At 59.9% G+C, this 20,884-nt stretch carries 19 protein-coding genes; 8 read left to right on the top strand and 11 right to left on the bottom strand.

The window, feature by feature from the left end; all coding sequences use genetic code 11:
- Positions 1 to 12 precede the first annotated feature (12 nt).
- Positions 13 to 996, top strand: coding sequence for an ABC transporter ATP-binding protein (locus CR159_RS09000; protein ID WP_102073679.1), 984 nt, complete (start codon positions 13 to 15; stop codon positions 994 to 996).
- Complete coding sequence (locus CR159_RS08995) at positions 983 to 1,981, top strand: ABC transporter ATP-binding protein (RefSeq protein ID WP_102073678.1); 999 nt, start codon at positions 983 to 985, stop codon at positions 1,979 to 1,981. The genes CR159_RS09000 and CR159_RS08995 overlap by 14 nt, the downstream gene beginning before the upstream one ends.
- A gap of 252 nt (positions 1,982 to 2,233) precedes the next feature.
- Here CR159_RS08995 and CR159_RS08990 read toward each other — a convergent pair whose 3' ends face one another.
- The 4 genes from CR159_RS08990 to ilvB form a co-directional block, all read right to left on the bottom strand.
- The gene (locus CR159_RS08990; protein ID WP_102073677.1) at positions 2,234 to 3,511 is read right to left on the bottom strand and encodes a TRAP transporter large permease; all 1,278 of its coding nucleotides are present in this window, start codon (positions 3,509 to 3,511) and stop codon (positions 2,234 to 2,236) included.
- Between the two features lie 49 nt (positions 3,512 to 3,560).
- Entirely contained in the window at positions 3,561 to 4,055 is a 495-nt protein-coding gene (locus tag CR159_RS08985; RefSeq protein WP_102073676.1) for a TRAP transporter small permease, read from the bottom strand.
- A 107-nt stretch (positions 4,056 to 4,162) separates the two neighbouring features.
- Entirely contained in the window at positions 4,163 to 5,143 is a 981-nt protein-coding gene (locus CR159_RS08980; RefSeq protein ID WP_102073675.1) for a TRAP transporter substrate-binding protein, read from the bottom strand.
- 87 nt (positions 5,144 to 5,230) lie between these two features.
- Entirely contained in the window at positions 5,231 to 6,979 is a 1,749-nt protein-coding gene (gene ilvB / locus CR159_RS08975; protein WP_102073674.1) for a biosynthetic-type acetolactate synthase large subunit, read from the bottom strand.
- Between the two features lie 73 nt (positions 6,980 to 7,052).
- On the opposite strand from ilvB, the gene CR159_RS08970 reads away from it, so the two are divergent.
- The 4 genes from CR159_RS08970 (at position 7,053) to CR159_RS08955 (ending at position 10,544) form a co-directional block, all read left to right on the top strand.
- On the top strand, positions 7,053 to 7,556 hold the full coding sequence (locus tag CR159_RS08970; protein WP_102073673.1) for an SET domain-containing protein: 504 nt from the start codon (positions 7,053 to 7,055) through the stop codon (positions 7,554 to 7,556).
- 66 nt (positions 7,557 to 7,622) lie between these two features.
- Entirely contained in the window at positions 7,623 to 8,153 is a 531-nt protein-coding gene (locus CR159_RS08965) for a TRAP transporter small permease (RefSeq protein ID WP_102073672.1), read from the top strand.
- Positions 8,150 to 9,448, top strand: coding sequence for a TRAP transporter large permease (locus CR159_RS08960; protein WP_102073671.1), 1,299 nt, complete (start codon positions 8,150 to 8,152; stop codon positions 9,446 to 9,448). The genes CR159_RS08965 and CR159_RS08960 overlap by 4 nt, the downstream gene beginning before the upstream one ends.
- 64 nt (positions 9,449 to 9,512) lie before the next feature.
- Positions 9,513 to 10,544 carry a DctP family TRAP transporter solute-binding subunit gene (locus CR159_RS08955; RefSeq protein ID WP_102073670.1) on the top strand — a complete coding sequence of 344 codons (1,032 nt, stop codon included), beginning with the start codon at positions 9,513 to 9,515 and terminating at the stop codon, positions 10,542 to 10,544.
- Positions 10,545 to 11,217: 673 nt separating this feature from the next.
- Here the strand turns inward: CR159_RS08955 and CR159_RS08945 are convergent.
- Together CR159_RS08945 and CR159_RS08940 are read right to left on the bottom strand one after the other, a co-directional pair.
- Positions 11,218 to 11,712 (bottom strand): nucleoside 2-deoxyribosyltransferase, encoded by a 495-nt coding sequence (locus CR159_RS08945; protein ID WP_102073668.1) that lies wholly within the window; start codon positions 11,710 to 11,712, stop codon positions 11,218 to 11,220.
- Between the two features lie 9 nt (positions 11,713 to 11,721).
- Positions 11,722 to 13,221 (bottom strand): AMP nucleosidase, encoded by a 1,500-nt coding sequence (locus CR159_RS08940; RefSeq protein WP_102073667.1) that lies wholly within the window; start codon positions 13,219 to 13,221, stop codon positions 11,722 to 11,724.
- 144 nt (positions 13,222 to 13,365) lie between these two features.
- Here CR159_RS08940 and CR159_RS08935 point away from each other — a divergent pair, with 144 nt between their 5' ends.
- Positions 13,366 to 14,310 (top strand): AEC family transporter, encoded by a 945-nt coding sequence (locus CR159_RS08935; protein ID WP_102073666.1) that lies wholly within the window; start codon positions 13,366 to 13,368, stop codon positions 14,308 to 14,310.
- 31 nt (positions 14,311 to 14,341) lie between these two features.
- On the opposite strand, the gene CR159_RS08930 is transcribed toward CR159_RS08935, so the two are convergent.
- Together CR159_RS08930 and CR159_RS08925 are read right to left on the bottom strand one after the other, a co-directional pair.
- Positions 14,342 to 15,070, bottom strand: a complete 729-nt coding sequence (locus CR159_RS08930; protein ID WP_102073665.1) for an ABC transporter substrate-binding protein — start codon at positions 15,068 to 15,070, stop codon at positions 14,342 to 14,344.
- A gap of 15 nt (positions 15,071 to 15,085) precedes the next feature.
- Positions 15,086 to 15,373: a 4a-hydroxytetrahydrobiopterin dehydratase gene (locus CR159_RS08925; RefSeq protein ID WP_102073664.1), complete on the bottom strand. Its 288-nt coding sequence runs from the start codon at positions 15,371 to 15,373 to the stop codon at positions 15,086 to 15,088.
- A gap of 276 nt (positions 15,374 to 15,649) precedes the next feature.
- Here CR159_RS08925 and CR159_RS08920 point away from each other — a divergent pair, with 276 nt between their 5' ends.
- Positions 15,650 to 17,812, top strand: a complete 2,163-nt coding sequence (locus CR159_RS08920) for a malate synthase G (protein WP_102073806.1) — start codon at positions 15,650 to 15,652, stop codon at positions 17,810 to 17,812.
- A gap of 18 nt (positions 17,813 to 17,830) precedes the next feature.
- Here the strand turns inward: CR159_RS08920 and CR159_RS08915 are convergent, their stop codons facing one another.
- The 3 genes from CR159_RS08915 to CR159_RS08905 all read right to left on the bottom strand — a co-directional run bounded on the left by CR159_RS08915 (position 17,831) and on the right by CR159_RS08905 (position 20,867).
- Complete coding sequence (locus CR159_RS08915) at positions 17,831 to 18,517, bottom strand: GntR family transcriptional regulator (RefSeq protein ID WP_102073805.1); 687 nt, start codon at positions 18,515 to 18,517, stop codon at positions 17,831 to 17,833.
- 173 nt (positions 18,518 to 18,690) lie between these two features.
- Positions 18,691 to 19,881, bottom strand: a complete 1,191-nt coding sequence (locus tag CR159_RS08910) for an acetylornithine transaminase (RefSeq protein WP_102073663.1) — start codon at positions 19,879 to 19,881, stop codon at positions 18,691 to 18,693.
- 89 nt (positions 19,882 to 19,970) lie between these two features.
- A complete protein-coding gene (locus CR159_RS08905; protein WP_102073662.1) occupies positions 19,971 to 20,867 on the bottom strand; it encodes an EamA family transporter in 897 nt (298 codons plus the stop codon).
- Between the last annotated feature and the right edge of the window lie 17 nt (positions 20,868 to 20,884).

The raw sequence follows: 20,884 nt of genomic DNA, 5'->3' as shown, positions 1-20,884 counted from the left end.
ACGGGCCCAAGCATGACCGAACTCCTTGAAGTCAGAAACCTTAACGTCGAATTTCCCAGTCGGCGCGGCACGCTAAAGGCGTTGCAGGACGTCAGCTTCACCATCGCGCAGGGAGAGATCCTGGGTGTGGTGGGCGAGTCCGGTGCAGGAAAGTCGCTGACCGGCGCATCGATTATCGGGCTGCTGGATCCACCCGGACGGATATCAGGCGGCGAAATCCTGCTGGACGGCAAGCGCATCGACAATTTGCCCGACGGCCAGATGCGCCGCATACGCGGACGCGAGATCGGGGCCATCTTCCAGGACCCGCTGACTTCGCTCAACCCGTTGTACACCGTCGGCCAGCAGCTTACCGAGACCATCGTCACGCACCTGCCGCTATCGCAAAAGCAGGCGCGCGAGCGCGCCATCGAGTTGCTGGAATCCACGGGAATTCCCGCGGCGCGCGAACGCATTGATCACTATCCGCACCATTTCTCGGGCGGCATGCGCCAGCGGGTGGTCATCGCCCTGGCCCTTGCCGCCCAGCCCAAGCTCATCGTGGCCGACGAGCCGACCACAGCGCTGGACGTGTCGATACAGGCGCAGATCATTGACTTGCTGAAGACGCTGTGCAAATCGCAAGGAGCGTCAGTCATGCTGATTACGCACGATATGGGCGTCATCGCCGAGACCGCTGACCGGGTCGCCGTCATGTATGCGGGCCGCATTGTCGAGCTTGGCCCCGTGGCCGATGTCATCCGGCACCCGCAGCACCCTTACACGGCAGGACTGATGGGGTCCATCCCCATGCTGGACAAGAACGTGGAACGGCTGGTGCAGATCGACGGCAGCATGCCGCGACTTAACGCCATACCGCCGGGCTGCGCCTTTCATCCGCGCTGCACGTTCACCATGCCTCGCTGCACGCAGGAGCGGCCTGAGCTCTTGTCCGCGGCAGCAAGCCGCGCCGCCTGTTGGCTGCATGCGCAGGAGCACACTCATGAACCCGCCTGAACATCCGCTCATACTGGTCAACGATGCCGCGCGCTGGTTTGACGTATCCATACCATGGCTGGATCGAGTCATTCATCGAAAGCCGCGCGTCACGCTGCGCGCGGTAGACGGCGTATCGTTCCACATCAATAAAGGCGAAACACTGGCGCTGGTGGGCGAATCGGGCTGCGGCAAATCGACGATTGCCCGCCTGCTGGCGGGCCTGTACCAGCCCTCCCACGGCAGCATCGAGTTCGACGGCCAGACGGTACAGTCCATGAGCCGCAAGGCGCGCCACGCAATGCGCAAACGGCTGCAGATGATTTTCCAGGACCCGTATGCAAGCCTGAATCCGCGATGGCGCGTGGGGCGCATCATCGCCGAACCCCTGGCAACGCACACCCGCATGACGGCTGCCCAGCAACGCAGCAAGGTAGACGAACTCCTGGCCCAGGTAGGCCTGGACCCCAACGACCAGAATCGCTACCCGCACCAGTTTTCGGGCGGCCAACGTCAGCGCATCTCGATTGCTCGCGCGCTCGCCCTTGGGCCGGAGTTCCTTGTTTGCGACGAACCCACATCCGCCCTTGACGTGTCGGTGCAGGCACAAGTGCTGAACTTGATGAAAGACCTGCAACGCGACCTGGGACTGACCTACCTGTTCATCTCGCACAATCTGGCCGTCGTCCATCACGTAGCCGACCGCATCGGCGTCATGTACCTGGGCCGGCTGGTGGAAGTCGCCACGCGCGACGATTTGTTTGCCAACCCGCGGCATCCGTATACGCGCATGTTGCTGGGAGCCATCCCCGACCTCACCGGCGCAGGCCGCGCCCGCGTTCCGGTGGGCGGCGAGGTACCCAATCCCTTGAACCCTCCCACGGGCTGCACCTTCCACCCACGTTGCCCTCACGCCAACGACCGTTGCCGCATCGAGGCGCCCGCCACCCTTTCATATGGCGATACCAAAGCCGCCTGTCACGGCCTGGAAGAAGGCCGCATCTGACGCTAATATGCCAAGCATGCCGATCGTCCCAGCGAACCTGCAATCATCCCCTATGCAGTCGGAGGGGTGCTGGTGGGGATGTTCGCGACTTTCGGGGCGCCCGCATAGGGGCGCCCCAGCGGGCTGTCGGCGAAAGGAGCCCGAACGGGCGGCGAAGGCGCCGAATAGGGCCACAAGGAGCGGACATCCTCGCCACCACCCCGCCGACATGTCGAGAAGCAACGAACCATCGACGCGCGTCAGCCGTCGCTCCTACCCGTAAACCAGCTCTTTGAAAAAGAGCGATATCTCCGGAATATAAGTAATCAGCAACAGGCACGCCACGATCACGCCAACGAAGGGCAAGAGCGGGCGGACCAGCCTCTCGATGGGGAGTTTGGCCACCGCGCATGCCGCGAACAGATTCACCCCGAACGGCGGCGTCACCATGCCCAGCGCCAGGTTTACCACCATAATGATCCCGAAGTGCGCTGGATCGACGCCGAAATGCATGGCAACCGGCAGCAGCAAAGGCGCCAGCACGACGATGGAAGCCGAGGTCTCGATAAACATGCCGATGACGAACAGGACGGCATTGACGCCCAGCAGAAAGGTGTATTTGCTGCTGAAAATCTCGCCCAGCCATTCTCCGAGCGCGGCAGGGATGCCGGCCCGGTTAAGCAGGAAGCCGAAGACGCCCGCGTTGGCGATCACGAACATGATCACCGCTGTGGAGACGACAGACCGGTGCAAGGTCTTGGACAGGTTCGCGAAAGTCAGGCGCCGATAGACGAATATTCCAATGACAAGGGCGTAAACGACCGCCACGGCCGAGGCCTCTGTAGGCGTAAAGATACCGCCGTAGATGCCGCCCAGAATAATGACCGGCATCAGCAGTGCAAGCCAGGCCTGCTTGAAAGCCGGCCATAGCGCCAGGCGCCCGTCGCCATCGTTCTTGCCATAGCCATTCCTGCGTGCGTACAGCCACACGTACAGCATCAAGGCCCCGCTGATGAGCAAGCCGGGGCCTATACCGGCAATGAAGAGCTCGCCAACGGAGGTATCAGTTGCAACGGCGAACAGGATCATGGGGATGGAAGGCGGGATGATCACGCCCAGTTCCGCCGCAGAAGCCTGCAACGATGCAGCAAAAGGCTTGGGGTAGCCATGCTGGACCATCGCAGGAATAAGAATGGCGCCCACCGCAAAAGTGGTGGCCACGCTTGAACCGGCCACGGCGGCAAAGATCATGCAGGTCAGGACGCAGGTGCAGGCCAGGCCGCCCTGGAATCCACCCACCACGCTTTTTGCAAACGCCACCATGCGCTCGGAAATGCCACCGGCCTCCATGAGGTTGCCGGCAAGGATGAAGAATGGCACGGCGACCAGGGGATACTTGTCGAGCGACGCATAGATTTGCTGAGCGACGACCAACCATGTCATCTTGCCATCAAAAGCAATTCCCAGCATGCTGCCCAGCCCGATAGCAACAGCCACCGGAACAGACAGCACAAAAAACAACAACATTGAAACAACCATCAACTGCGACATTCATTCACCCGGCGTGTGCATTGTTAGTTAGCGGCTTGGAATCGGTGGATCAGATGACGGTATCGTCAACAACGGCCACGCGCGGACCTTCAGCCCAAAAGGAAACTACGGCGAGTATGGCCAGGACCATGCCTATGGGAATCGAGATGTACACCCAGGAGATCGATACGTCGAGGCTGGGCATGGTCTGGAAGCGCACGCGCCAGGTCATTTGCCCGCCGGCCCAAGCCATGAAACCCAGAAAGCTTACGCAGATAAACAGTATTACGTGCTCGAGCCACCGCTTGTTGCGGGGTGCCAGCATGCTGTGCAGCATTTCGACGCTTAGCATGGCGCCTTGCCGAAACGCAAGCGCAACACCCAGCATGACGGTCCAGATAAGCGACGCTCGTGTCCAGGCCTCGCTCCAGTCGGCCGGCGACTCCAGCACAAAGCGCGCGACGACTTGGTAAAATCCCGCCGCCACGGAGGACAGCAATAGGAGCTGCGTTACGACAGAAACGAACCGGAATAAGCTGCGGTCCATGATGCGGATAATTGGCACGGCTTGTCCTGTATATGTCTGGCTGGCCTGATGCAGTATGTTCGAGAAAGAATCAACAAGGGCTGACGATTGCGTCAGCCCTTATATTGCAAAAAAGCCGAATTGAATTACTTGGTGTTGCGGATCGATTCGACCAAATCCTTGCCGAACTGCTTGTAATACTGAGGATAGACGGGCTCAACAGCCTTGGCGAACGCTGCTTGGTCGACGGTATTGACCTTCATGCCCTGCTTCTTGACTTCTTCAAGACCGCTTTTTTCCACGGCATCGACATAATCGCGCATGGCGATTGCGGCATCATGGCCGGCTGCCTGGAACTTGGCCTTATCGGCATCGGACAGGTCGTTGTAGACGTTAGGCGACATCAGTACCAGGGCGGGACCATACACATGGGCGGTCAGCGACAGGTACTTCTGCAACTGCGGCAACTTGGCCGACACGATAACCGACAGCGGATTTTCCTGTCCGTCTATGGTGCCTTGCTGCAAGGCTGTGGCGACTTCCGGCCATGCCATGGGCGTGGCCAGCACACCCAGTTCGCGGAATGCAGCAATGTGGATAGGGTTTTCGGTCGTGCGGATTTTCAGGCCCTTGGCGTCTTCAGGCTTGGCCACCGGGCGAACGTTGTTGGTCAGCTGACGAAAGCCTTGCTCGCCCCATGCCAGTGCAACGAGACCGCGCTTGGGGAATTCGGCAAGCAAGTCTTTGCCGATCTGGCCATCGAGCACCTTGCGGGCGTGAGCCAGGTCGCGAAACAGGAAGGGGATGTCAAAAACGCCGGTTTTGGGTACGAAATTCAGCGTGGCGCCGGTCGATACGATGGCGACGTCGATAGTGCCAAGCTGCAGGCCTTCAATAACTTCGCGCTCGCCGCCCAGGGCGCTATTGGCGAACTGCTGGACCTTGAAATTATTGGACGTGCTGGTGCCCAGTGCCTTGGCGAAGGCGTCGGCGCCGGCGCCATAGTGCGAATTGGTCGACAGCGCATAGGCCATTTTCAACGTTGTTTCGGCCAATGCCGGAGCCGCACTAAAAATGCCTGCCATCGTAACGGCCAGCACGCACTTTGAAATCCACGTTTTACGCATTTTGTCCCTAATACTAATAAATGGTTGGTTTTTGACTCAAGCGAGAGTTGTACAGCAATCGTGCCTACAAGAGTATTGGGGTTTTCTTTAGTCTTCGACGTACCAGGTGTCTTCCGACAACATGACTTGTTGGTGCCCGTAGCCGGCCGGCATCATGGGAAAGCAGTTTTCCTGGGCCAGCACAACGACGTCCAGGAAAAACGGGCCGTCGTGCGCCATGCACTCCGCCAGGGCCGCGTCCAGTTGGGCCGGGTCCTCCACGCGGGCGGCTCCCCATCCAAAGGCTTTGGCCAGGGCCACGAAGTCCGGGATGGACGCGTTATAGCTGTGGCTATAGCGGCCGTCGTGTATCAGTTCCTGCCATTGGCGCACCATGCCCATATGGCCGTTATTGCACAGCACGACCTTGACCGGCGTCTGGTGTTGGGTGGCGGTTGCAAGCTCCTGGATATTCATCAGCACCGAGGCGTCACCGCTTACGCACACCACCGGCTTGTCCGGATGTGCTATCTGGGCGCCTATGGCCGCCGGCAGGCCGTAGCCCATGGTGCCCGCACCGCCCGACGTGAGCCAGCGGTTGGGGCGATTGAACTTGATGTACTGGGCCGCCCACATCTGGTGCTGGCCAACGTCGGTGGAGATAATGGCGTCCAGGCCGGTAAGCACATGGTCAACCCGTTGCATCAGGTGCTGGGGAAGAATGTGGTCGGGCGACGGCGTGACCTTCAGGCAATCGGTCGCCCGCCAGACCCCGATGCGCTGCCACCAGGCATCCAGTCGGCCGGGCGCCTGCTCGACCTGCGCCAATTCGCGGCGCAAGGCGCGCAATAGAGGATAACAATCGCCCACCATGGCTACATCGGCCCGCACCACCTTGTTGATGGAGGCCGGATCGATATCGAGATGGATCTTGCTGGCATGGGGGCAAAAGTCGGAAAGCCGCCCGGTTATCCGGTCGTCAAAGCGGGCTCCCACGCAAACAATGAGGTCGGCATGGTGCATGGCCAGATTGGCTTCCAGCGTTCCGTGCATGCCCAGCATACCGAGAAATAAAGGATCGTCGGCCGGGAAAGCGCCCAAGCCCATCAGGGTGAGCGTACATGGCGCCGCCATATCCTGCACCAGACTGGTGAAGGCGTGGCAGGCATCAAGGCCCGAATTTATCAAGCCCCCGCCCCCGTAGAAGACGGGGCGCTTCGCGTTGGCAATCAGCGCAGCGGCGCGCTTGATCGCGGCCTCGGCCGCCGGGGACGTGGTCTCGACACTGACCAGGTCAGGGCCGTCGGATGTGGCCGGCGCCTCGGGCGGGACCAGGCCGATCTGCATGTCTTTCGGAAAATCGAGCAGCACAGGGCCCGGGCGTCCGGATGTGGTCAGAGTGAATGCCTTGGCAACCATGGCGGCGACGTCTTCGGTGCGCCGTATCTGGGCATTCCATTTGGTGACCGGGCGCGAAATGCCGATGGCATCGCACTCCTGGAAGGCGTCGGTGCCGATGGCGCCAGTCGCTACCTGACCGCTGATGCACAGTACCGGTATGGAGTCGCACATGGCGTCCAGCAGGCCGGATGTCGTATTGGCCATACCCGGTCCGGAAGTCACGATAACCACGCCCGGCTTGCCGGTGGAACGCGCGTAGCCCTCGGCGGCGTGCACCGCGCCTTGCTCGTGGCGCACCAGCACGTGGCGAATTCGAGGCTCGGAATACAAGGCATCATACAGCGGCAGCACGGCACCGCCGGGATAGCCGAAAATAGTATCCACGCCATGGGCAATGAGGGTCTGGAGTAATGCTTGCGCGCCATTACGGCTGCTTGGGTCGGCAGAAGTATTCACGGAGTCCGCTTTTATTGCATAAGATAACGATCTATAGCAGTTTATCCTCTTTCGCCTTGATCAGATCGCACCTATGGCTCCCCAATCAAAACCCTGGCACATCGTCAAAGAATCCACCTTGCACGGCATGGGCGTATTCGCCGCCGTTGATATTCCAAAGGGCACCCGCATCATCGAGTACGGCGGCAAGCGGATCACATCGGAGCGAGCTGATGAGCTGCATCCGGTAAACCCGGAAGATCCCTTCCATACTTTTTTCTTTTCCCTGAGCAGCGGCAATGTCATCGACGGCGGCGACAAGGGCAATGACGCGCGCTGGATCAACCACTCTTGCGGACCCAACTGCGAATCCCAGGAGAGTACCAAGGGAAAACGGGTGTACATCGTGGCCTTGCAAGATATCCCGGCGGGCGCCGAGCTCTTCTACGACTACGGGCTGGTCATGGAAGGACGCATTACCAAAGCCTTGCGCAAACAATACGAATGCCTGTGCGGCGCGTCCACATGCCGCGGCACTATGCTGGCACTGCCAAAACGCGGGAAACCCCGGACTCGCAAAACCGACGCGGCGGGTTAGCATGTTGGCTGTTATTTAAAACAGATACAAAACAATAAAGCAGTAAGCCGTACAGGTTGGAGACCAATGGCAATACCCGATGCGCATCACGATGAACCGATAGAGCCCATACTTCCCGAGATCCCGGACCCAGCCGTCAAGATACCGCTGAAGCTCGAGGACTGGGCGTCGGTACTCATTCTTTCCTCACTCGCGCTCATCACCTTCGGCAACGTCATCGGACGCTATCTTACCGACACATCGTTTGCGTGGACGGAAGAGATATCGGTATTCCTCCTTATTGTGTTGACCATGACAGCCGGAGCGTCGGCGTTTGTGCGGAATCAGCACATACGCATAGAACTCATTGCCGACGGCGGCTCTGCGCAGCGCCGCCGCCGGCTGGCCCTGATTTCCGCCGTCGTGGTGCTGCTGTTCTTCATACTGCTGGCCGTGCTGTCGGCGCGCATGGCTTACGACGATTACAGCTACGGCGACACGTCGCCGGCCATCGGCGTGCCGGCGTGGTGGTATTCGATATGGATGCCCATACTAGCAAGCGCCATCGCCCTGCGCATGGCGGGAATGCTGCGCCGCCTGCTGCGAGCGCGCGCATGATCGTCACCCTGCTGTTCGTATCCTTCCTGCTGCTTATGACCATCGGCGTTCCGGTAGGCGTGTCCCTGGGCGTAGCCGGCACGCTGGCCATCGTGCTGTCAAACCTGGATACGCAGTGGTTCGGCCTGCTGGCGGTGCCCCAGAGCTTCTATGCCGGCCTGGCCAAATACCCCTTGCTGGCCATTCCCATGTTCGTACTGGTGGGATCCATCTTCGACCGCTCGGGGGTAGCCAGCCGGCTGGTCAATTTCGCCATTGCCATCGTGGGCCGCGGACCGGGCATGCTGCCGCTGGTGGCCATTGCGGTCGCCATGTTTCTAGGGGGTATTTCAGGGTCCGGACCTGCCTGCGCGGCAGCCGTCGGTGCCGTCATGATAGGCGCCATGACCAAGGCCGGATACCCCAAGCCGTTTTCGGCCAGCATCGTGGCAGCCGGTGCATCGACCGATATCCTGATCCCCCCTTCCATTGCTTTCATCATCTATTCAATACTGGTTCCACAAGCATCGGTACCTGCCATGTTCGCGGCAGGCATGGTGCCCGGGCTGATGGCGGGCATTGCCCTCATCATTCCGGCCGTATGGCTATCGCGCCGCCATAATATGGGCGTGCTCGAACACGACTTGCCGCGCCCACCGTTCTGGCGCAGCATGTTCGAAGCCGCGTGGGGCCTCATCGCTCCTGTATTGATATTGGGTGGCATGCGCATGGGGTTCTTCACCCCCACGGAAGCCGCCGTCGTCGCTGTGTTCTATGGCCTTTTCGTAGGCATGTGCGTGCATCGCACCATCAAATTTCGAGACCTGTTCCTCATCTTGCGTGAAGCGGCCGAGCTGTCGGCGGTCATCATGATGGTGGTTACGCTTGCCGGCATCTTTGCCTGGGCCTTGTCCACACTCAGCGTCATCGATCCCATCACCCATGCCATCGTCAATTCCGGCTTGGGCGAGTATGGAGTGCTGGCGCTGCTGGTCTTGCTGCTGATGACCCTGGGCATGTTCCTGGACGGTATTTCGATCTTCCTGATTTTCGTGCCCTTGCTTATGCCTATCGCCAACGCCTACCAGTGGGACCCGGTGTGGTTCGGCGTCTTGCTGACGCTCAAGGTAGCGCTGGGGCAATTCACGCCGCCACTGGCCGTCAACCTGATGGTTTCCTGCCGCATTGCCAAAGTACCCATGGAGAGCACAGTGCGATGGGTCGTATGGCTGCTGGCGTCCATGTTCATGGTGCTAGTGCTGGTGATTGTGTTCCCGGAACTGGCTTTGTGGCTGCCCCGATACCTGGGATATTGAACCTGAAAAGTTACGTTGTGACCTGTCGTTCCAAGCTGTCTTAACTCTGCAAAAAGGAATTCCCATGAAGATTCGTGCTTTACTCGGCGCCCTCACCTGCTCGGTCGCCGCTCTTGCCGCGACATCCACGGCTTACGCTGCCGACTACAAATCCGAATACAAGCTGTCCATCGTGGTAGGTACCGCCTTTCCATGGGGCCAGGGCGCCGAGATCTGGTCCAAGCTGGTGCGCGAGCGTACCGACGGGCGGATCAATATCAAGATTTACCCTGGCACATCGCTCGTACAAGGCGACCAGACACGCGAGTTCACCGCAATCCGCCAGGGCCTGATCGACCTTGCCGTTGGCTCCACCATCAACTGGTCGCCGCAAGTCAAGCAGCTGAACCTGTTTTCACTGCCCTTCCTCATGCCCGACTATGCCGCCATCGACGCGCTGATCCACGGCGAAGTCGGCAAGAAGCTATTCAAGGACATCGAGAAAGCGGGCGTGGTGCCGCTGGCCTGGGGCGAAAACGGCTATCGGCAGCTCAGTAACTCCAAGCATGCCATCAAGGCGCCCGAGGACCTCAAGGGCATGAAGCTGCGTGTGGTGGGCTCACCCTTGTACATCGACACATTCACCGCCCTGGGCGCAAACCCCACGCAAATGAGCTGGGCCGACGCACAACCCGCACTGGCCAGTGGCGCGGTCGATGGCCAGGAAAACCCCTTGTCCATCTACGCCGGTTCCAAGCTGTACACGGTAGGGCAAAAGTACCTGACGCTATGGAACTACGTGGCGGATCCACTGATTTTCGTGGTGAACAAGCAAGTCTGGGAATCCTGGACCGAAGCCGACCGCAAGATCGTGCAAGAGGCCGCCATCGAAGCGGCCAAGCAAGAGATCGTCATTGCACGCAAAGGCGTGACACCTGAAGATCCTTCCATGCTGAAGGAAATCGAAGGCCATGGCGTCACGGTCACCAGCCTGACGCCGGAACAGCACGATGCGTTCGTGAAGGTGACCAAGCCTGTGTTTGAAAAGTGGAAGAAAACCATAGGGGAAGATCTGGTTTCGCAGGCCCAGAAGGATATTGCTGCGCGTAAGAAGTAAGAAGGGCCGCTGCTCACAATTCTTCTTAACACGCCGCTGGCGTGGTGATGAGGATATGGGCTCCTCGTGACCCTGTTCGGCGCCCTGCGCGCCGAACCAGCGCGGCCTCGCTCGTCCACCCCATTCGGGGCGCCCGGCGTAGGGGTTCCCTTCGCTTCCGGCCCGCTGGAGGCCCCTACGCCGGGCGCCACGAAAGTCTCCCACATCTTCATCACCGCGCCAACGGCTGTATTACGTGTATTGGTAAGAATGCTGGGACGGCTTGCGTGCTTGGCATTTTTGCGTCCGTCAGGCTGGTCCAAAAGAACTCATGCGCTCGTCCTGCGCGTCCCGCCAGCCGGGCCGCTCGGACATCGGGGCAGGTATCAATGACGATCGCAGTACGCTCGTAAAAAGGCCAAGCACTCAACTCGTCCCAACGACATTCCAAGCTTCCATGTTGCAGCGTGGCAGGTCCTATGGGGTGGTGTTGCAGCGACTTTCGGGGTCGAGCGAGCCGCACGCGAAGGGAGCCCCGGAGGGGGCGTACGAGCGGGGCTACGCGATGTTCGGCGCCGTAGGGCGACGAACCGGCAACGAGGAGCGCAACACCACCCCATAGGACCTGACGCGCGGAGCTAGAAACTAGTACGCTCGACGATCCAGAAACCCGTACTTCGGGTCTGGAGACCCCTCACCCCGGACCGATCTTCTGCAAGCAATCCTCCGCGCTCCCCACCACCACGTGCGCACTGCATGCAATCATCAAGTTCAGGTTAAGGCCAAAGTCTTCCACCGTATAGCCAAGGTTATCCACATAGCTGCGCGTGCCGGGCACCTTGTGCGCCGCCACCTGCTGTACCAAAGAACGTGACTGATCCGTATACACCCACACCGGCTTATTCAACGCCGTCGCGTAGCCCACCTCGAACACCGTGCCGGAATCGGGCTCCGCGCCTCGGAACAGATTCACGTTCGCCATCACGATATCGGCCTCTTCGATCAAGGCAATATTGGCTCGGTATATCCAGCGCGCCGTCTCCAGGGTGGTCAGGTTCCGGGGTACCAAGTTATCCAGTGGATAAAGCCCTTCGAAACCATATTTCTCGCATAAAGTCTTCAACAACGCTCCGTATTGCTGGGCGTCCGGGCGAAACACGTCGAAGCCGGCCAAATAAATCTTCTTCACTACCTTCCCCTACTTGAAAGCGGTCTCAATGAAGCTGCGCAGCTTGCGTGAATGCAAGCGTTCGCGCGGCATCTCGCGCAGGTTTTCCAGGGCACGGATACCGATGTGCAAATGCTGGTTCACCTGCGTACGGTAGAAATCGCTGGCCATTCCAGGCAGCTTGAGCTCCCCGTGCAACGGTTTGTCCGATACGCACAGCAATGTGCCGTAGGGCACCCTAAAGCGAAAGCCATTTGCCGCGATGGTGGCGGATTCCATATCGAGCGCGATGGCGCGCGACTGCGACAGGCGCTGCACCGGCTCGCGGTGATCACGCAGCTCCCAGTTGCGATTGTCGATAGTGGCAACCGTACCGGTACGCATGATTTTCTTGAGCTCCCAACCCGACAATCCCGCCACCTCGGCGACCGCCTCTTCCAGCGCAACCTGGATCTCCGCCAAAGGCGGAACCGGAACCCAACTGGGCAAGTCATCGTCCAGCACATGGTCCTGGCGCACATAGCCATGGGCCAATACGTAGTCGCCCAGCCGCTGAGTGGTGCGCAAGCCGGCACAGTGCCCCAGCATCAACCACGCCGACGGGCGCAACACCGCGACATGATCGGTAATGGTCTTGGCATTAGAGGGCCCCACCCCGATGTTGATCAAGGTGATGCCCATATGCTTGTCGCGTACCAGATGGTAGGACGGCATTTGCGGTATGCGGCTTAATGGCAGGCCGGTACGCTCGGCGTCCGGTCCGGCACGCGTTATGACGTTGCCCGGCTCCACCAGGGCGGTATAGCCGCCCTCGCCGGAAGCCAGCGTTTCCTTGGCCCACTGGCAGAACTCGTCGATGTAGAACTGATAGTTCGTAAAGAGCACGAAGTTCTGAAAGTGCTCCGGGGCCGTTGCCGTGTAATGCTGCAGCCGGTGCAGCGAATAGTCCACGCGCGGCGCGGTAAAGGGTGCAAGCGGCAGAGGCTCTTCCGGTTTACCTTCCCACGTGCAATTGACAATAGCATCATCGGTCACCGACAAGTCCGGCACATCGAAGTGATCGCGCAGCGAATCACCCAATTTGTCCGAATAGACCCCTTCCACATACTGGCCATCGGTGAACGAGAAGTGCAACGGTATCGGTAGATCGGACTCGCCGATTTCCACCGGCACACCGTGATTCTTGATCAGCAGGCCCAATTGTTCGAGCAGGTAATCAAAATACAGGTCGGGCTGCGTGACGGTGGTCATGTAGACGCCGGGCTCCACGACATGGCCGTAAGACAGGCGGCTGTCCACGCCCTGATAGGTATCGACCTTGATACGTATGGCGGGATAGTAGGCACGCACGCGTTGCCGGGGCGTGAACCGCCCCTTGGCGTATTCGGAAAAAGCATCGCGTATGAACCCCGTGTTGCGCTCATAGATTTCCACCAGCCTTTCTACCGCGGCGGCCGGATCCATGAATGCCGCAAATGGAATAAGCGGGGGCAACAAGGTGGGCGTGTCGGGATGGGAGGTATCAAACATGGCTGCTCACAGACAAAATTACAGTATAGAAACGCACTATGACACTAAACGCCTGATACCGCACATCCAGGCGCACGATGCAACGCAGGTCCAGATTATTTGCTTTAATACCGGACATTCAACCTGCCCTGGCCGGAGCCCTCCTTGAGCGTCATCATCAATGCCGTATTCCCTCTGTTTGCGCTGATACTTGTCGGCTATATCAGCGGACGAAAGCGGCTTTTGGGCGCCGGCGCGGTCGACAGCCTTAATAAGTTCGTTGTCTGGATGGCGCTGCCGGCATTGCTATTCCAGGCCATGGCCCAGATTACCTGGGAACAAGTCAACCAGCCCGGCTATGTGGCCGCTTCGTTCCTGGCTATCGCGTTCGTGTTCGCCACGTCCTACGCCCTGGACCGGCGCCGCCGCGGCAGACTGGCCGACGCCAGCATCGAAGGCCTGGCGGCATCCTATTCGAATTCGGGTTTCATGGGCATCCCCTTGTGTCTCATGGTGTTCGGCCCCGACAGCCTGCCCCCCGTCATCATCGCCATCCTGTTGACTGCCTGCGCCTTGTTCGCGTTTTCCATCGTGTTGATCGAGGTTGATCTGGTGGGCCCCGGCAGCGTGCGCGTCACTACGCGCAAGGTCGCGATGTCGCTGTTGCGCAATCCTTTGGTCGCCGCCCCTGTGCTGGGCGCGATCGTGGCCGCCTTGCAGATACCGCTGCCCTATGCCGTCCTGCAATTTACGGGCCTGCTGGGCGCGGCCGCCAGCCCTTGTGCCCTGGTTACCATAGGCCTGTTCCTGGCGCAGGGCAAGCTGACACTGCACCTGACCCCGGTGTGGCGGATTGTGGCCTTGAAATTGTTCCTGCACCCGCTGATTGCCTTCGTGCTGGTGCGCTGGGTATTCGATATGCCGCCGCTCTGGGCCAGCACCGCCATCCTGCTCGCCGCCCTGCCGGTGGGCACGGGTCCTTTCATGCTGGCCAAGCTCTATGAGCGCGAACCGGAAACGGCCTCCGGCGCGATACTGATTTCAACGGTGTTGTCGGTAGCGACGGTGTCCGTAATGGTAGCGTTACTGGGACCAGGTTCCACCCCGTAGAAGCGCCAGCCCCGTTACCTCAGACGGCTATTCAAGGCGCCACGCTGGCGTCGCCCTGGCCGCTGCGTGCCAAAGACTCTGCCACGAAACCGCTGGCCTTCATGTCGTCGATAAAAGAGGTCAGGAATTCCAATCCGCGATTACGCCCTTTTGGGGTGGCCATGGCTTGCTCGATGGCGGTGAAACGGCCATCGATGACACGCAAGCCATCGTGGCTTGAAGCGAACGCGAGCAACGGCTGCCTCACGCCCGCTGCCGCATCCAGCGACTGGGCCAGAAATAGCTCAAGGGCGGCGATAGACGTGTCGGCGCGCACGATTTCGGCGTGCCGCAGGCTGCGGCTGAGGAACAGGTCGTAGGCCGCGCCCTTGCCTACCGCGATACGCACGCCTTCCTGGTCGACATCTTCTATGGTCTTCAATGGCGAGTCGGAATGCACCACGTAACTGCCCTCGATGATGACATAGGGTCTGGTGTACAGAACTTTTTCGGCCCGCTGCGGGTCGATGGCCATGAAGGCAATATCCCAGGCGTCGGTATCGGCCGCGGCAAACACCTTGCCGGCGCCGTCATACGTCACAAACTCCAGCGGCACAGTCAGTTGCCGGGCAAGCTCGCTGGCCAGGTCGGCCGACACGCCCATGGGCGCACCCGTTTGCGGGTGCGGCTGCGCCAGCACCGGATTGCCGAAGTTGATGGCCACGCGCAAAGTGCCGGTGGGTACGAGGTCCTGGATGACGGGTGTCAGCGTTGTCTGCATCGGGGTTTCCGTAAGTTATGCCAATTTATCCATGAACAGGGCTAGCGCCACATCGCGTTCGGTAACGCCCTTGGCGTCATGGGTGGACAAGGTGACGGTAACCCGGTTGTAGACGTTCGTCCATTCAGGATGATGGTCGAGTTTCTCGGCCTGCATGGCTACGCAGGTCATGAAACCGAACGCCTCATTGAAATTCTTGAAAATGAAAGTTTTATTGATGGCATCGCGCCCTTCGAGCGCAGACCAGCCTTCCAGCAGCAACATGGCTGAAGGGGCGCCGATCAATTTCACTTGGTTTTTCATGAGCTTTCCTTTGTCGTGGAGAGGCCAAAGCAGGCGACGTACTAATGCACCTGGGTAATGGAATAAGGCTACACCGAAGGCGGATCAGGTACTTTTTGTACCAGGTCCTATAACTCCGGGTGGTGTTGAGTCCTGCTTCGCCAGAGGCCATAATAGGTGCGCGCCTTCGCAACAGTCTACTCGTTCCAGGTTACAACGCCTATACATTACATGGCAGGGCTCCCTGGCCGACGCCTTTGCGTGCCCGGCTATTTCATCAATATTAAAGGACGTACCATGACCGCCCGAATTTCATGCAGACGATTGCAAGTGGCCCCCGAGCTTCACCAATTTGCCGAGCAGGAGGCGCTGCCCGGCACCGGCGTCGCTTCCGATGTCTTCTGGTCGGGGCTGGACAAGCTGGTACACGACCTGGCTCCGAAGAACCGGCAGTTGCTGGCCGAGCGCGATCGCCTTCAAGCCGAACTCGACAACTGGTATCGCCAAAATCCCGGACCCATTGCCGATGCCTCCGGCTACCAGGCCTTCTTGCGCGAGATCGGCTACCTGAGTGACATTCCGGCCGCCGTTTCGGTCCACACCAGCAATATAGACACCGAAATCACCCAGCAGGCCGGCCCGCAACTGGTGGTACCCATCACCAACGCTCGCTATGCCCTTAATGCGGCCAACGCGCGTTGGGGCAGCCTGTACGACGCGCTGTACGGCACCGACGCCATTTCCGAGGCAGACGGCGCCACACGCGCCGGTGGCTACAACCCGGTGCGCGGCACCCGAGTCATTGCATTTGCACGCAAGTTCCTTGATGACAGCATCCCGCTGGCGCAGGGTTCGCACACCGATGCCACCGCGTACTCGGTCGAAAATGGCCGGCTTAAAGTCAGCTTGGGCGAAGAGCAGCACACGACGCTTGCGCAACCCGAGCTGTTTCTGGGCTATCGCGGCGACGCATCAGCACCCGAGGCGCTGGTTTTCAAGCACAACGGCCTGCACTTTGAAATCCAGATCGACAACTCCCATCCCATCGGCCAGCAGGACGGCGCCGGCATCAAGGACGTGCTCATGGAGTCGGCCCTGACCACTATCATGGACTGCGAAGATTCCATCGCCGCCGTCGACGCACAAGACAAGGTCAGCGCGTATCGGAACTGGCTCGGCCTGATGAACGGCACGCTGGTCGAAGAGGTTTCAAAGGGGGGCACGACGTTCACACGCAGCTTGAACCCGAACCGCCGCTACACCGATACCAATGGCGAGACAAGCGAACTGCATGGCCGGTCCCTGATGTTCATACGCAATGTCGGCCATCTCATGACCAACCCGGCCATACTGGATGAACAAGGCGCGGAGATACCCGAAGGCATACTCGACGCCGTCTTCACCTCACTCGTCGCCATGCACGACCTCAAGAAACGCGGCAATTCGCGCAGCGGTTCAATCTACATTGTGAAGCCGAAAATGCATGGCCCCGACGAAGTGGCCTTCGCCAGCGAACTTTTCGCCCGCACAGAAGCCTTGCTGGGACTGGCGCCCAACACCATAAAAATGGGCATCATGGACGAAGAGCGGCGCACCAGCACCAACCTGAAAGCCTGCATTGCGCAAGCCACCGAACGGGTCGCCTTTATCAACACCGGCTTCCTGGATCGCACCGGCGATGAAATGCACACCTCCATGGAAGCCGGACCCATGGTGCGCAAGGGCGACATGAAGCGCAGCGTCTGGATCGATGCCTACGAGCGCAATAATGTCCAGGTCGGGTTGGAATGCGGACTGCGGGGCCAGGCCCAGATCGGCAAGGGAATGTGGGCCATGCCCGACCTCATGGCCGATATGCTGGCCCAGAAGATCGGTCACCTGAAAGCCGGCGGCAACACCGCCTGGGTACCGTCTCCGACGGCAGCCACACTGCATGCCCTGCACTACCATCAGGTCGACGTGCAGGAAATCCAGCGCGGCATGGAAGGCAAGTCCGAGCCATTGCTGGACAAGATCCTGACCATCCCAGTGGCGACCGACACCAACTGGTCGGCACAGGAAATCCAGGAAGAGCTCGACAACAACGCCCAAGGTATCCTGGGTTATGTCGTGCGCTGGATCGACCAGGGCATAGGTTGCTCCAAGGTACCCGACATCCATAACGTCGGCCTCATGGAAGACCGTGCCACGCTGCGTATTTCCAGCCAGCACATGGCCAACTGGCTGCGCCACAATATCGTCAGCAAGGAACAGGTGACGGAAACCATGCAGCGCATGGCCGCGGTCGTTGACGGCCAGAACGCCGGCGATTCGGCCTACCAGCCCATGGCGGGGAATTTCGAGAAATCGGCCGCCTACAAGGCCGCTTGCGACCTGGTGTTCAAGGGGCTGGAACAGCCTAACGGCTACACGGAACCGCTACTGCATCAATGGCGCCAGACCGTGAAGGCATCCTTGTAAACAACACCGCCGGCCCGCTCACCGCCTGGTGAAATACTGGGGGTGAGCCTGGCGGATTTTCTCGACATACTCCAACGTGCCCGACAGATGCGTACGCAGTGCCTCCTGGGCCTGCAACGCATCGCCGGCTTCTATGGCATCAAGCAACAGCCTGTGATCGCTGACTATGCGTTCCAGCTTGCCGCGGGCAGGCAGGTGCAGGCGCCGCAAGCGGTCAATGTGGCCGCTGCGGCTGTGCACCAGCGACCATAACGCGTCCTTGCCCACCGCCCGGTACATGCAGCGATGAAAGGCCTCGTCAGTCTGGGAGAAGCCAGCCAGATCGGGTTTATCGCGCAAGGCCTCGTGACGGCTCAGCAGCATCTTCAATTCGCCGATCAATTGTGGCGGCCGGCTCAATGCCAGCTCGCGCACGATCTCCAGCTCGATCGCACGGCGTAGAAAATGTGTCTCCTGCGCAAACTCGATATCGATGAGGCTGACTCGGGTGGCAGCCTGCGGAAAGACATCGACCAGCTTTTCCTCGGTCAACTTCAATAAGGCTTCCCGCACCGGGGTCTGGCTTACATTGAATTCGGCCGACAGTTTGACGCGCGACAACGGCGCGCCCGGCTCCAGCGCCAACGATACGATCTGGGCCCTGAGCAACTCGTATAACTGCGGGGATGCATGCCGGCCACGGTCAAGCTCAGTGTTCGGCTTCATAGGCAAACCCATATTGGTCCCTTACAAAAAAGCATCAGGCCATGCCCGAATATACTAATATTTTAGCCGCCAGTAATCGCGGCGCTCGGCATTATGCTTTCCTGGTAAAGCAGCCATACTGAGCGGCTGCTCGAGTTGGCCGGCGCGCCTTCGCGCCAGCCTCTCCGTTTTTACTAGCTGCGTACCTTGTTGATGACTTCGTCCAGCCGCTCCAGCATAAGGTCGACTTCCTGGGCGGTTACGTTCAAGGACGGCATGAAACGCAACAGGTTTGGACGCGGCGCATTCAGCAACATGCCTTCCGGGGCCCAGTCGCGCGCCGCTTCCACGATGGCCGCGCCATCGTCACGATCGAGCATCAGCGCGCGCAACAGGCCTTCACCGCGTTCGCCCTTCATGCCCCATTTTGCCGACAAAGCCAGCAACCCTTCGGATAGCTGTTGGGCGCGGGCGTTGACCGCATCCATAAAGCCCGTCGCGGTAAGTGCATCGAACACCGCCACGCCAGCCGCGGTCATCAGGGGATTGCCGTTATAGGTACCACCCTGGTCGCCGTGCTCGAAACACGACACGGCCTCGCGCGCGCACAGGGCGGCCAGCGGCACGCCGCCGCCTATGCCTTTGCCCAGCGTCATAATGTCGGGCGTCACACCCGACAACTCATACGCGAACAGCTTGCCGGTGCGTCCCATGCCTGTCTGCACCTCGTCGACGATCAACAACAGGCCGTGCTCGTCGGCCAGCTTGCGCAAGCCATGCATGAAATCGCGGGTGGCCGGGATGACGCCGGCTTCGCCCTGCACAGGTTCCAGCATGATGGCAACGGTTTGGTCATCGATCAGTGCGCGGACCGATTCGAGGTCGTTCAAGTCGGCCTTGGGAAAGCCATCGACCTGTGGTGCATACAAGGTGTCCCAACCAGGCTTGCCCGACGCCGACATGGTGGCTATCGTGCGGCCATGAAAGCTGTGGTCGAACGTGATGATCTTGAACGCTCCCTTGCGATTCAGGCGCCCCCACTTTCGGGCAAGCTTGATGGCGCCTTCATTGGCCTCGGCACCGCTGTTGGCGAAAAAAATTCGATCGAAGCACGACGCGCCGGTAAGGCGCTTGGCGAGCTCCATGGAGGGCAGGTTATAAAATGCCGGAGAAGGATTGATCAGCAGCGCGGCTTGCTTGTTGATCGCCTGGACGATCTCCACCGGACTATGGCCAAGGCAATTCACGGCCCAGCCCTGGATGAAATCCAGGTATCGCTTGCCTGTGTGGTCCTCAAGCCAAGAGCCCTGCCCGCGCATGAAAACCAGCTCCGGGCGCGAAGTGATTTCCATAAGCGCATCCACACCCGACCGATCAAATTTCATATTGGCATCCTGTATTCAGAAAAAGAGGTGACGACAGCAGTCGCTTCGGCAGCCATCGCTGTGGCAGCCACTGCTGCGAGCTGCAAATTTTAACGCAGTAGCAGTTTGGAATTTCGAAGCTGATTCCACAGTACCAGGCCAAATACGTTTATGGCCAGCCCCAGCATCACCAGTGCACCGCCCATCCATTGGATGGATGCCAGATGCTCGCCCAGGAACACGGCGGCCGAAATCAGTCCTACCACCGGCACCAGAAGGCTCAAGGGCGCAACCTTGCTGGCTGGATGCCGGCTCAACAGGCGCCCCCAAAGCACATACCCCACGATAGTCGCAATCATGGCCAAGTAGAAAACGGCGAGCACGCCCACATAGCTTATCCCGGCAAGGCTGGCCTGTATTGCGTCCGGACCTTCGAATGCCCACGACAAGATGAAGAATGGCGCAGGCGGAATCAGGGCGCCCCAAACGACCAGGCTCAGCATATCGATCTTGCCCGCCCCCTTGGTGACGATATTCCCGGCAGCCCAGCTCATTGCGGCCAGCAGCGTCAGGGCGAAGCCCAGTATCGGCACGCTGCCCGGCATGGCGCCTTGCTCAATGAACAGCAGCCCCACGACCGCCACCGCCATGCCCAGCACATTATGGAGTCGTACCTTTTCGCGCAGGAACAGCGCTGCCATCAACACCGTGAAGAACGCTTGCGCCTGCAGCACCAATGAAGCCAGGCCCGCCGGCATGCCGACATACATGGCGGTAAACAAGAAGACGAACTGGCCCAGGCTGATGGTCAGTCCGTACAGGACAACGATGCGCCAGGGCAACGCGGGGCGCTTGATGAAGAACACAGCGGGAAGCGCGACGAACGAAAATCGCAAGGCACCCAGGAGCAGCGGCGGAATTTCGCTCAGGCCCTGCTTGATCACGACAAAATTCAGACCCCAGGCGATGACCACCACAAGAGCAGCCAGCCAATCTTTCGCGGGCATGGTATTCCTTCACATCT

This window comes from Pollutimonas subterranea (genome assembly GCF_002849655.1).
Classification (GTDB): Bacteria; Pseudomonadota; Gammaproteobacteria; order Burkholderiales; family Burkholderiaceae_B; genus Pollutimonas; species Pollutimonas subterranea.
Note: the sequence above shows the minus strand (reverse complement) of the source record. Positions and strands in the feature narration are given on the sequence as shown.